Source organism: Acidovorax sp. 106 (assembly GCF_003663825.1).
Classification (GTDB): Bacteria; Pseudomonadota; Gammaproteobacteria; order Burkholderiales; family Burkholderiaceae_C; genus Acidovorax.
The window spans coordinates 2,951,101-2,963,047 of record NZ_RCCC01000001.1; the positions used below are offsets into that span (position 1 = coordinate 2,951,101).

Sequence of the window (11,947 nt, forward strand, 5' to 3'; positions counted from 1 at the left end):
CTGGCCAGGGAGGGCGCACGACGGTACCGGAGCTGGATCAGCCCTTAATAATGGTCGTGGTTTTGGTGGTGATTGCGCGCACAGCCACGCCTGCCAGGGCGGCAGTAGCGGTGTTCAGGGCGAACGGGCGGGCGGCAAACATGGTGCACATTGTAGCGGATACCCGTGAAACAGCAGAAATAGTGTTGCTCGGGAGGCGCGTCCTCGCAAGACTAGGCGGTGTGTTAAGTCGTCTTGTCAGATGCTTCACAGGCGCTCAGCAAGCATGCCTTTTTTTTCTTCAGCTGGAGCCAGCGTGCTATTCCTGCCACGCTGCAAAGGGTGAATATGGCGGTGAAGATCCAAAGTACAGATGGGAGGGGCTCATCCCAGGTCAGTAGCCAGCCCGTTGCCGCGCAGATGCCAGCCGCCCCTGAGAAAAACGCAAGATGTTGCTCATCGGGAAATGCCAGCTCATTCGTGTTGCTGTTCTTCCATCCAACAAGTGTTTGCCAGTTGTCAGGCTTTTCGAGCAAGGCGGTCAGTGTATGGCCGGCCTCAATGGAAGGCCATCCGGGTACCTGAACCGTATAACGAAGCCGTCCCTCTGACTCGAATGAAAAATGCGTGTGCTTTGGAATGAATCGCGTGGCTTCGCGCCGCTGGATGTCGAATACCCGCTCTAGCGTAAGAGTGATGACCTGCATAGGGCACCACTATACGGGAAGGCTACGGTCGACCGTAGGTGTGGAGAAGGTGTTGCACTTAGGGACAAAAAAGCGGCCTAGAAAGGCCGCCCATTTCATTGGACCGGTCGTTTCACCCCAGCGCCTTCACCACCGCATCACCCATCTGCGCCGTGCCCACCTTGGTGGTGCCGTCGCTGTAGATGTCGGGCGTGCGCAGACCTTGCGCCAGCACCTTCTGCACGGCGGCTTCGATGCGTTGGGCGGCGGCTTCTTGGTTCAGGCTGAAGCGCAGCATCATCGCGGCGCTCAAGATAGTAGCCAGCGGGTTGGCCACGCCCTTGCCAGCGATGTCAGGCGCGCTGCCGTGGCTGGGCTCGTACAGGCCCTGGTTCGTGCTGTTCAGGCTGGCTGAGGGCAGCATGCCGATGGATCCGGTCAGCATGGACGCTTCGTCGCTCAAGATGTCGCCAAACATGTTGCCCGTGACCACCACGTCAAACGCTTTGGGCGCCTTCACCAATTGCATGGCGGCGTTGTCCACATACATGTGCTGCAGCTCGACGTCGGGGTATTCCTTGTGCACGTCGGTGACCACGTCCTTCCAGAACTGGAAGGTCTCCAGCACGTTGGCCTTGTCCACGCTGGTGACCTTTTTGCTGCGCTTGCGGGCTGCCTGGAAGGCGACGTGGGCGATGCGCTCGATCTCGGGGCGGCTGTAGCGCATGGTGTCAAACGCTTCTTCGGCACCGGGGAAGTGGCCGTCGGTGGCCACGCGGCGGCCGCGCGGCTGGCCGAAGTAGATGTCGCCCGTCAGCTCGCGGATGATGAGGATATCGAGGCCCGCAATCAGCTCGGGCTTGAGGCTCGATGCGCCCACCAGTTGCTCGTAGCAGATGGCGGGGCGGAAGTTGGCGAACAGGCCCAGGTTCTTGCGCAGGCCCAGGATGGCTTGCTCGGGGCGCAGGGGGCGGTCGAGCGTGTCGTACTTCCAGTCGCCCACGGCGCCGAACAGGATGGCGTCGGCTTCTTTGGCGAGCTTCAGGGTCGATTCAGGCAGCGGGTGGCCGTGTGCGTCAAATGCCGCGCCGCCGACCAGGGCCGATTCCATTTCAAACTTCAGGTCGAGTGCCTTGAGAACCTTGACGGCCTCGGCCACGATTTCTGTACCGATGCCGTCACCCGGCAGAACTGCGATTTTCATTGAATTTACTATGATTTTTATAGCTGCTTGCGCTTGTTAGATAAGCGCTAGAAACCATTTTGCTTAAAAAAGAATCAAGAAACCATCGAATGCGCCAGCCACGGCTTGGTGGCCAGGCGCTGGGCTTCAAAGGCCTTGATCTTGTCGGACTGGCGCAGGGTCAGTCCGATATCGTCAAAGCCGTTGAGCAGGCAGTATTTGCGAAAGGCCTGCACCTCGAATGGGATCTCTTCGCCCTGGGGGCGCACGATGACTTGGCGCTCCAGGTCGATGGTGAGCTGGTAGCCGGGGAAGGCCAGCACTTCGTCAAACAACTGGGCCACCGTGGCCTCGGGCAGCACGATCGGCAGCAGGCCGTTCTTGAAGCAGTTGTTGAAGAAGATGTCGGCGAAGCTGGGCGCGATCACGGCACGAAAGCCGTACTGGTCCAGCGCCCACGGCGCGTGCTCGCGGCTGGAGCCGCAGCCAAAGTTCTTGCGTGCCAGCAGGACGGAGGCGCCCGCGTAGCGCGGCTGGTTCAGCACGAAGTCGGGGTTGGGCTTGCGGCTGGCGGGGTCTTGGCCCGGCTCGCCGTGGTCCAGGTAGCGCCATTCGTCAAACAGGTTCACACCAAAGCCGGTCTTCTTGATCGACTTGAGGAACTGCTTGGGGATGATGGCGTCGGTGTCGACGTTCTCGCGGTCCATTGGGGCCACGAGGCCCTTGAGTAAGGTGAATTTCTGCATGGGGACCTTACTTAATTACTTGGCGGCGCGCTCGATGGCGTTGCCTGCGCGTTCGATGTCTTGGCCCACACCCTTGACGGTGTTGCAGCCCGCCAGCACAAAGGCCAGCGACAGGGCGATGAGGGTTGCGGTCTTTTTCATGACGGGGCTCCTTCGGTCTTGGTGCAAGTGATGGTGTGGTTCAGGCGAACTGGCGAATGTCCACAAAGTGGCCGTGCACGGCAGCGGCTGCGGCCATGGCGGGGCTCACCAAGTGGGTGCGGCCACCGGCGCCCTGGCGGCCTTCGAAGTTGCGGTTGCTGGTGGAGGCGCAGCGCTCGCCGGGCTCCAGGCGGTCGGCGTTCATGGCCAGGCACATGCTGCAGCCGGGCTCGCGCCATTCAAAGCCTGCGGCCTTGAAGATTTGGTCCAGGCCTTCGCGCTCGGCCTGCTCTTTGACCAGGCCCGAGCCGGGCACCACCATCGCCAGCTTCACATTGCTGGCCACCTTGCGGCCCAGGTTCTTCACCACGGCGGCGGCTTCGCGCATGTCTTCGATGCGGCTGTTGGTGCAAGAGCCGATGAACACCTTGTCGATGGTGATGTCGTTGATCGCCTTGCCAGGCTGCAGGCCCATGTAGGTCAAGGCGCGCTCGATGGCGCCGCGCTTGTTGGCGTCCTTTTCCTTGTCCGGGTCGGGCACGCGGGCGTCAATGCCCAGCACCATTTCGGGCGAGGTGCCCCAGGTCACTTGCGGCTGGATGTCGGCCGCATCGAGCTTGACCACGGTGTCGAACTTCGCGTCGGCGTCAGAGTGCAGCGTCTTCCAGTACGCCACGGCCTGGTCCCATTCCACGCCGGTGGGCGATAGGGGGCGGCCCTTGACGTATTCAATGGTCTTGTCGTCCACCGCCACCAGGCCGGCGCGCGCACCGCCTTCGATGGCCATGTTGCACACGGTCATGCGGCCTTCCATGCTCATCGCGCGGAAGACTGAGCCTGCAAACTCGATGGTGTAGCCCGTGCCACCTGCGGTGCCGATCTTGCCGATGATGGCCAGCACCACGTCCTTGGGCGTCACGCCTTTGGCGAGCGTGCCATCCACCTGCACCAGCATGTTCTTGGCCTTCTTGGCCAGCAGGGTTTGCGTGGCCATCACGTGCTCTACCTCAGAGGTGCCGATGCCGTGGGCCAGTGCGCCGAAGGCGCCGTGCGTGCTGGTGTGGCTGTCGCCGCACACCACCGTCATGCCGGGCAGGGTGGCGCCGTTTTCAGGGCCAATCACGTGCACGATGCCTTGGCGCTTGTGCATGAAGGGGAAGAACGCAGCGGGCGTGATCTGCGCCATGTTGTCGTTCAGCGTGGTGATCTGTTCCTTGCTGATCGGATCGGTGATGCCGTCGTAGCCTTGCTCCCAGCCGGTGGTGGGCGTGTTGTGGTCGGCCGTGGCTACGATGGAGCTCATGCGCCACACCTTGCGGCCTGCCTCGCGCAGGCCTTCAAAGGCCTGGGGGCTGGTGACTTCGTGCACCAGATGGCGGTCGATGTAGAGGATGGACGTGCCGTCTTCCTCGGTGTGGACAACGTGTTCGTCCCAGATCTTGTCGTAGAGGGTGCGTCCCATGGCTTGGTCTTCTTTCAGGTGGGTCAATGATTTTAGTGAGGACTTGCGCAACTTGGGATGTGGCAACGGCCTTTGCTGTGGGCGCGCCTCCTGCCGGGGTCCTGTTTTGCGTCAGTCATGTCTAGTGCTGCGGTGCCGATTCGGGCGAGGCCTCGGCGGGCTGCGCCGGAGCTGGTGTCGTGGTGTGTCTGGGGGGTTCGTGTTGGGCTTGGTGCGGGGCCGTGAGGTGCTCGACCAGCAGGCGGGCCGTGACGGGCAGCGCGTCAAAGTCGCGGGCCACCACGCGCAGTTCGCGGTGGGCCCAGTCGTCGGTCAGCGGAATGGCTTGCAGTCGACCCACCCCGCGCATCAGGGCAAAGGCCCGGTCGGGCAGCAGGCCCACGCCCAGGCCGTTGTCAATCATGCGGCACATGGCATCCAGCCCTGTGACCTGGATGCGCTGGCGCAGCGGGCGCCCGGCGGCAGCGGCGGCGGCGCGCATGGCCAGGCTGATGCTGCTGTTGGCATGCAGGCCCACAATGTCCCAGTCCAAAACTGCTTCAAAATCAATAGCGCCTAGCGCAGCCAATTCGTGCCCTGTGGGCACGACCAGCACCAACCGGTCGGAGCGGTAGGGGCGGCTGGGCAGCTCTTGCGCGCCGCCGCTGCCCTGGCCCACGTTGCAAATGCCCAGGTCGGCAGCGCCCTCTTGCACGGCGTTCAGCACGTCGCTGGAGAGGTGTTCTTGCAGGTCGATCTTGATCTGGCTGTGCTCGCGGGCAAACGCGCCCAGGTCTTCGGGCAGAAACTGGAAGATGGCTGAGATGTTGGCGTGCATGCGCACATGGCCGCGCACGCCTTCGGCGTATTCGCTCAGCTCACCTTGCATGCGCTCCAGGCCAAACAGCACGGTGCGGGCGTGGTGCAGCAGGCTCTCGCCCGCCGGGGTCAGGGTCACGCCACGGCTGTGGCGGTACAGCAGTGCGGTGTCCACGGCGGCCTCCAGGTCGGACAGGCGCTTGCTCACGGCCGATGCGGCGATGAATTCGCGCTCAGCCGCACGGCCAATGCTGCCCAACTCACACACCGCCACAAACAATTGCAGCGATGTGAGGTCAATGCGGCGCGCAAAGCTGCGCTCGGAGCTTTTCATTGGGTGGGGCGTAGAAGACTTTAAGTCTTCTTGTTTTGCGAAGACTTTGCATTTTCTACTCAATTTTCAAACCATGCCATCGTTAAATGCGATGAATTGCATCGCTTGAAGCGTCTTTCGGAGACATGGCTTTCAAAAACAATAGCGGCTAGCGCTTGTATTCATTAGGTTTCAATATGAAATGCCTTCTAAACCCTTATGAGTAAAGCGCTAGCCGCTCATCTTTTTGATGTACCGCTGTGCGTAGCGTGCACCGCGTGTTCACAGGCTCACGCTGCTGCCATGTTCCGGCACCTGGGCGGACCAGCGCAGTTCGTGCGCAATGCGCTGGCGCAGGTGGTCGGCCGCGCCCATTTCGCCGTGCACCACAAACACCTGCTCGGGGGCGTGCTCCATGCTGCGCAGCCAGGCGATGAGCTGGTTGCCGTCGGCGTGGGCCGATGCCGAGCTGAGCTGGACCACCTCGGCGCGCACCGCCACGTCCTGGCCGTGGATGCGGACTGACTTTTCTCCATCTGCCAGCCGCGCACCGCGCGTGCCGGGGGCCTGATGCCCGGTCAGGATGACCATGTTGCGGTGGTCACCTGCGTGCAGGGCCAGGTGGTGCAGCACGCGCCCGCCCGTGGCCATGCCGCTGGCCGCCAGGATGACCCTGGGGCCGTGCAGGCGCGCCAGGCCTTTGGACTGCTCAGGCGTTTGCACCATGGTGGCGCCGTGTTCCAGCGCATTCACCTCGCGGGCATTGAGGCGGTGCTCGCCCAGGTGGTGTTGGTACAGGCCCGTGGTGCTCACGGCCATGGGGCTGTCCAAAAACACCTTGAGCGAGGGCGGGATGACGCCCTGTGCCTTGAGCAAGCCAATGGCATGCAGCACCACCTGCGCCCGGCCCACGGCAAACACGGGCACCACCGCCACGCCCCCGCGTGCGGCCAGGCGCGCCAACGCAGGGCCCAGCTCGCTGAGCAGGTCTTCGGCGGGGTGCTCGCGGTCGCCGTAGGTGGATTCGATCAGCACCGTATCGGCCGCGGGTGGGGCATCGGGCGGGTTCATCAGCATGTCGTCGGGCCGGCCCAGGTCGCCCGAGAACAGAATGCGCCGCCCGCCCACCTCCAGCAGCACACTGGCCGCGCCCAGGATGTGCCCGGCGTTGGAGAAGGTGGCGTGCCAGCCTGGCAGGGGCTCAAAGCGGTGGTGCAGCGGGTGCGGCTTGAACTGCTTGAGGCTGTGCAGCGCATCGAGCCGCGTGTACAGCGGCAAGGCGGGTGCGTGGCTGCTGAGGTTGTGGCGGTTCAAAAAGGCGGCGTCTTCCTCCTGCAGGTGCCCGCTGTCGGGCAGCAGGATGGCGCACAGGTCTCGGGTGCCCGGGGTAGCGTGCACATTGCCGCGAAAGCCATCGCGTGTCAGCAGCGGCAGGTAGCCGCTGTGGTCCAGGTGGGCGTGGGTGAGCACCACGGCGTCGATCTGCCCCGGCTCCAGCGGCAAGGGCTGCCAGTTGCGCAGCCGCAGCTGCTTGTAGCCCTGGAACAGCCCGCAATCGATCAGCAGGCTTTTGCCGTTGTGGCGCACCAGGTATTTGGAGCCGGTGACGGTGCCCGAGCCGCCCAGGAAGGTGATGTTCACGCCCATGTGTGTCTCCCATTGCTGCAGAGCCTTCATGGTAGGCCTGTCGTGGGCTGCCAGCCTGCCGTGCATGGGCTTGCTTGATGCGCGTCAAGAAGTCGGCGCCGGGAATGAAAAAAGCGACCGGGCGCAGGGCGCGGTCGCTTCAGGACGGGGCACGCCCAAAGGCATGCCGGTGCGGGGATCAGCTGAAGAAGTTCTTCAATCGGTCCGTCCAGCTCTCACCGCTGGGGGAGTGGCGGCCACCGCCCTTTTTCAGCGAATCTTCCAGCTCGCGCAGCAGCTTGCGCTGGTGCTCGGTCAGCTTCACCGGTGTCTCGACGGCAATGTGGCAGTACAGGTCGCCGGGGTAGCTAGAGCGCACACCCTTGATGCCCTTGCCGCGCAGGCGGAACTGCTTGCCCGCTTGCGTGCCTTCGGGGATGTCGATGGCCGCCTTGCCTTGCAGCGTGGGCACTTCGATCTCGCCGCCCAGTGCGGCGGTGATGAAGCTCACTGGCACTTGGCAGTGCAAGTCATCGCCGTCACGCTCGAAGATGTCGTGCTTCTTGATGCGGATTTCGATGTACAGGTCACCCGGTGGGCCGCCGTTGGTGCCTGGCTCGCCATTGCCGGTGCTGCGGATGCGCATGCCGTCGTCGATGCCCGCAGGAATCTTCACTTCCAGCGTCTTTTGCTTCTTGATCTTGCCCTGGCCGTGGCAGGCGGTGCAAGGCTCGGGAATGATCTTGCCCGTGCCACGGCAGTGCGGGCAGGTTTGCTGCACGCTGAAGAAGCCCTGGCGCATCTGCACGGTGCCGGAGCCTTGGCAGGTGCCGCAGGTCTTGGCGCTGGTGCCGGGCTTGGCGCCACTGCCGTGGCAGGTGTCGCAAGAATCCCATGAGGGAATGCGGATTTGCGCATCCTTGCCGCGTGCGGCTTCTTCCAGCGTGATCTCCATGGCGTAGCTGAGGTCGCCGCCACGGTACACCTGACGGCCACCGGCGCCGCGCCCACGCCCGCCTTGCTGGCCAAACATATCGCCAAAGATGTCGCCAAAGGCCTCGGCAAAGCCGCCAAACCCCTCTGCGCCCGCGCCGCCGGGGCCGCGCATATTGGGGTCCACGCCTGCGTGGCCGTACTGGTCGTAGGCCGCGCGCTTTTGCGGGTCAGAAAGCATCTCGTAGGCCTCTTTGGCCTCCTTGAACTTCTCTTCGGCAGGCTTGGCGGCATCACCCTGGTTGCGGTCGGGGTGGTGCTTCATCGCCAGCTTGCGATAAGCCTTCTTGATTTCTTCGTCCGAGGCGTTTTTGGCAACGCCCAGGATTTCGTAAAAGTCTCTTTTCGACATGGTGCTCTTGGCCCGGTTGGAACAGGAACGCCGCGCAAGCCGTGGAGCCTGGAAATTCAGACTCTTCGGGCCCCGCGCGGCGGCTGGGGTCAACGCGAAGGTGTTTAGCCCTTCTTGACTTCCTTGACCTCGGCGTCGACCACGTTGTCGTCGTCTGCAGGCTTGGCCGAAGACGCGGAGGCGGATGCACCCGCACCGTCAGCACCGCCTGCGGCCTGGGCCGCCTGGGCTGCCTGCGACTCGGCGTACATCTTCTCGCCCAGCTTCTGGCTGGCGGCCATCAGCGCCGTGGTCTTCTCGTCGATCGAGGCTTTGTCTTCGCCCTTCAAGGCCTCTTCCAGCGCCTTCACCGCGGTGGTGATGGCCTCTTTTTCGGCGGCATCGAGCTTGTCGCCATGCTCGGCCAAGCTCTTGTTCACGCTGTGCACGGCGGCTTCGCCTTGGTTCTTGGCTTGCACCAGTTCGAGCTTCTTTTTATCGTCAGCAGCGTTTAGCTCAGCATCCTTCACCATCTGCTGGATTTCTTCTTCCGACAGGCCGGAGTTGGCCTTGATGGTGATCTTGTTTTCCTTGCCGGTGCCCTTGTCCTTGGCGCCCACGTGCAAGATGCCGTTGGCGTCGATGTCGAACGACACTTCGATCTGTGGCGTGCCACGGGCTGCAGGTGGGATGCCCTCGAGGTTGAATTCGCCCAGTGCCTTGTTGCCCGAGGCCATTTCGCGCTCGCCCTGGAACACCTTGATGGTCACGGCAGGCTGGTTGTCATCGGCCGTCGAGAAGGTCTGTGCGAACTTCGTCGGAATGGTCGTGTTCTTGGTGATCATCTTGGTCATTACGCCGCCCAGGGTCTCAATGCCCAGGGACAGGGGGGTCACGTCCAGCAGCAGCACGTCCTTGCGGTCGCCCGACAGCACTTGGCCCTGGATCGCGGCGCCCACGGCCACGGCTTCGTCAGGGTTCACGTCCTTGCGTGGATCTTTGCCGAAGAATTCCTTGACCTTCTCTTGCACCTTGGGCATGCGGGTCATGCCGCCCACCAGGATCACGTCATGGATGTCGGACACGGACACGCCAGCGTCCTTGATGGCCACGCGGCAAGGGGCGATGGTGCGCTCAATTAGCTCTTCCACCAGCTGCTCCAGCTTGGCGCGGGTCAGCTTGATGTTCAAGTGCTTGGGGCCCGAGGCATCTGCCGTGATGTAGGGCAGGTTGACGTCGGTGGAGGCCGAGTTCGACAACTCGATCTTGGCCTTTTCAGCGGCTTCCTTCAGGCGTTGCAGGGCCAGGACGTCCTTGGACAGGTCCACGCCTTGTTCCTTTTTGAACTCGCCGATGATGAAGTCGATGATGCGTTGGTCAAAGTCTTCACCGCCCAGGAAGGTGTCGCCGTTGGTCGACAGCACTTCAAACTGCTTTTCGCCGTCCACGTCCGCGATTTCGATGATGGACACGTCAAACGTGCCGCCACCCAGGTCATACACGGCGATCTTGCGGTCACCCTTTTCGCTCTTGTCCAGGCCAAAGGCCAGTGCGGCGGCGGTGGGCTCGTTGATGATGCGCTTGACGTCCAGGCCCGCGATGCGGCCGGCGTCCTTGGTGGCTTGGCGCTGTGCGTCGTTGAAGTACGCAGGCACGGTGATGACGGCTTCCGTCACGGCTTCGCCCAGGTAGTCCTCGGCGGTCTTCTTCATCTTGCGCAGGATGTCGGCAGACACTTGTTGGGCCGACAGCTTGTTGCCGCGCACTTCGATCCAGGCGTCGCCGTTGTCGGCGGCCACGATCTTGTAGGGCATCAGGTCGATGTCCTTTTGCACTTCTTTCTCAGTGAACTTGCGGCCAATCAGGCGTTTGACGGCGTACAGCGTGTTGCGCGGGTTGGTCACGGCCTGGCGCTTGGCCGAAGCGCCGACGAGGATCTCGCCGTCTTCTTGGTAGGCCACGATGGACGGCGTGGTGCGTGCGCCTTCGCTGTTTTCGATCACACGCGTGGTGTTGCCTTCCATGATGGAAACGCAGCTGTTCGTCGTGCCCAGGTCAATACCGATGATTTTTCCCATGTTCTTCTCCGAAATGTTGGAATGATTTGGATGGCTAGTAACTTGTGGATAACTTGCGTTGCTTCAAGTCGTCCCTCTCGATTTATCTAGAAAAATTTACTTGGGCGCCGTGACGGTGACCAGGGCGGGGCGCAGCACGCGCTCGGCAATCACATAGCCCTTTTGCAGCACTGCCACCACCGTGTTGGCTTCTTGGTCGGCCGGCACCACGCTGATGGCCTGGTGTTGATGGGGGTCAAACTTGGTGCCCGCAGCGGGGTTGATGGCCAGCACCTTGTTGCGCTCCAGGGCCGAAGTCAGCTGGCGCAGGGTGGCGTCGGCGCCTTCGCGCAGCTGCTGAGGGGTGGCTTCCTTGATGGCCAGGGCGGCGTCCAGGCTGTCGGCGACCGGCAGCAGGCTTTCGGCAAAGCTTTCAATGCCGAACTTGCGAGCCTTGGCCACTTCGTCATCGGCACGACGGCGGGCATTTTCTGCCTCGGCCTTGGCGCGCAGAAATTGGTCGGCCAGCTCGGCACTCTTGGCCTTGAGCTCGGCCAGCTCGCCTTGCAGGCGCGCCATTTCGTCAGAGGTGTTGGCCGCCATGGCTGCTTCCACTTCTTCGGGGGATGGGGCGGCTTGTGTGGTGTGGTGCTGGCTGTTGTCTGACATGTCGAAGTCTTTGTGAATAAAAACAGTACGCGCGGAAGGTTGGGCGGCTTTCGCACATTTCAAGTCGGGTACATGGATGAAACCACGTTTTGGCTGCAAATGCGTGGTTTTGGGCGCGCATTGCAGGGCACCAAAGCCCTTGAAAGGCACGCCAAGTGTACAAGCGCCAAAGTGCGCGCTATAATTTACGGCTTTGCCTTGCCACACCGCTTCTAGACGCAGCGGGTGGTGTCATCCAAAAGGAGTATGCATGCGTCATTACGAAATCATTTTGTTGATCCATCCGGATCAAAGCGAACAAGTTCCAGCCATGCTGGAGCGCTACAAGGGCATGATCACCGCTGGCGGTGGCAAGGTGCACCGCGTGGAAGACTGGGGCCGCCGTCAACTGGCGTACCTGATCAACAAGTTGGCCAAGGCCCACTACCTGTGCGTAAACATCGAAGCCGACCAGGCTGTGATGGCTGAACTGGAACACGCGTTCAAGTTCAACGACGCCGTGCTGCGCCACTTGACGGTTCAAAAGAAGAAGGCCGACACAGGCCCATCTTCCATGATGAAGACCGTTGAGCGCGAAGAAGCCCGCAAGGCCAGCCAAGCTGAATACGCAGCTGCCGGCGGCGAGCGCGGCGAGCGCTGATCCATCCTCGTTGGAGTGGAGAATCGCGTTGTCTTGACCGCTTGCATCGCAGAGGCTGAGTCCCTGCGCTACACGCCCGCCGGATTGCCTGCCCTTACCCTGCGGCTCGAACATGAGTCCCAGCAAACCGAGGCAGGCCACCCACGCGAAGTCAAGGCAGCCATGAAAGCTGTTGCCTTTGGTGCAATGGCCGAGCGTCTGGCGCGGCAGAACATTGGAAGTCTCTGGACTTTCTCTGGATTTCTGGCAACCCCACGCAATGGCAAAAACGCAGTGCTGCACATCCAGGATATTCAACAAAATTAATTTTCCAAGGGGTCCGC

At 62.3% G+C, this 11,947-nt stretch carries 12 protein-coding genes; 2 read left to right on the forward strand and 10 right to left on the reverse strand.

Annotated features, from left to right (window positions below; genetic code table 11):
* Window positions 1-224: 224 nt before the first annotated feature.
* The 10 genes from C8C98_RS13110 to grpE form a co-directional block, all read right to left on the reverse strand.
* Window positions 225-686, reverse strand: a complete 462-nt coding sequence (locus tag C8C98_RS13110; RefSeq protein WP_121454646.1) for a hypothetical protein — start codon at window positions 684-686, stop codon at window positions 225-227.
* A 112-nt stretch (window positions 687-798) separates the two neighbouring features.
* Window positions 799-1,869 carry a 3-isopropylmalate dehydrogenase gene (gene leuB, locus C8C98_RS13115; protein WP_121454647.1) on the reverse strand — a complete coding sequence of 357 codons (1,071 nt, stop codon included), beginning with the start codon at window positions 1,867-1,869 and terminating at the stop codon, window positions 799-801.
* A gap of 74 nt (window positions 1,870-1,943) precedes the next feature.
* Window positions 1,944-2,594, reverse strand: a complete 651-nt coding sequence (gene leuD / locus C8C98_RS13120; protein ID WP_121454648.1) for a 3-isopropylmalate dehydratase small subunit — start codon at window positions 2,592-2,594, stop codon at window positions 1,944-1,946.
* A gap of 15 nt (window positions 2,595-2,609) precedes the next feature.
* Entirely contained in the window at window positions 2,610-2,735 is a 126-nt protein-coding gene (locus C8C98_RS13125) for an entericidin A/B family lipoprotein (protein WP_069105166.1), read from the reverse strand.
* Between the two features lie 40 nt (window positions 2,736-2,775).
* Entirely contained in the window at window positions 2,776-4,197 is a 1,422-nt protein-coding gene (gene leuC, locus C8C98_RS13130) for a 3-isopropylmalate dehydratase large subunit (protein WP_121456243.1), read from the reverse strand.
* 121 nt (window positions 4,198-4,318) lie between these two features.
* Window positions 4,319-5,329 carry a LysR family transcriptional regulator gene (locus C8C98_RS13135; RefSeq protein WP_233574538.1) on the reverse strand — a complete coding sequence of 337 codons (1,011 nt, stop codon included), beginning with the start codon at window positions 5,327-5,329 and terminating at the stop codon, window positions 4,319-4,321.
* Between the two features lie 261 nt (window positions 5,330-5,590).
* On the reverse strand, window positions 5,591-6,955 hold the full coding sequence (locus C8C98_RS13140; protein WP_121456244.1) for an MBL fold metallo-hydrolase: 1,365 nt from the start codon (window positions 6,953-6,955) through the stop codon (window positions 5,591-5,593).
* 178 nt (window positions 6,956-7,133) lie between these two features.
* On the reverse strand, window positions 7,134-8,279 hold the full coding sequence (gene dnaJ / locus C8C98_RS13145) for a molecular chaperone DnaJ (RefSeq protein ID WP_121454649.1): 1,146 nt from the start codon (window positions 8,277-8,279) through the stop codon (window positions 7,134-7,136).
* A 104-nt stretch (window positions 8,280-8,383) separates the two neighbouring features.
* Window positions 8,384-10,336, reverse strand: a complete 1,953-nt coding sequence (gene dnaK / locus C8C98_RS13150; RefSeq protein ID WP_121454650.1) for a molecular chaperone DnaK — start codon at window positions 10,334-10,336, stop codon at window positions 8,384-8,386.
* Between the two features lie 96 nt (window positions 10,337-10,432).
* Window positions 10,433-10,984 (reverse strand): nucleotide exchange factor GrpE, encoded by a 552-nt coding sequence (grpE, locus tag C8C98_RS13155; protein WP_099658188.1) that lies wholly within the window; start codon window positions 10,982-10,984, stop codon window positions 10,433-10,435.
* Between the two features lie 250 nt (window positions 10,985-11,234).
* Between grpE and rpsF the strand changes: the two genes are divergently transcribed.
* Together rpsF and priB are read left to right on the forward strand one after the other, a co-directional pair.
* Window positions 11,235-11,624, forward strand: a complete 390-nt coding sequence (rpsF, locus tag C8C98_RS13160) for a 30S ribosomal protein S6 (protein WP_094285575.1) — start codon at window positions 11,235-11,237, stop codon at window positions 11,622-11,624.
* Window positions 11,625-11,639: 15 nt separating this feature from the next.
* Window positions 11,640-11,930, forward strand: a complete 291-nt coding sequence (gene priB / locus C8C98_RS13165) for a primosomal replication protein N (RefSeq protein ID WP_121454651.1) — start codon at window positions 11,640-11,642, stop codon at window positions 11,928-11,930.
* Window positions 11,931-11,947 lie beyond the last annotated feature (17 nt).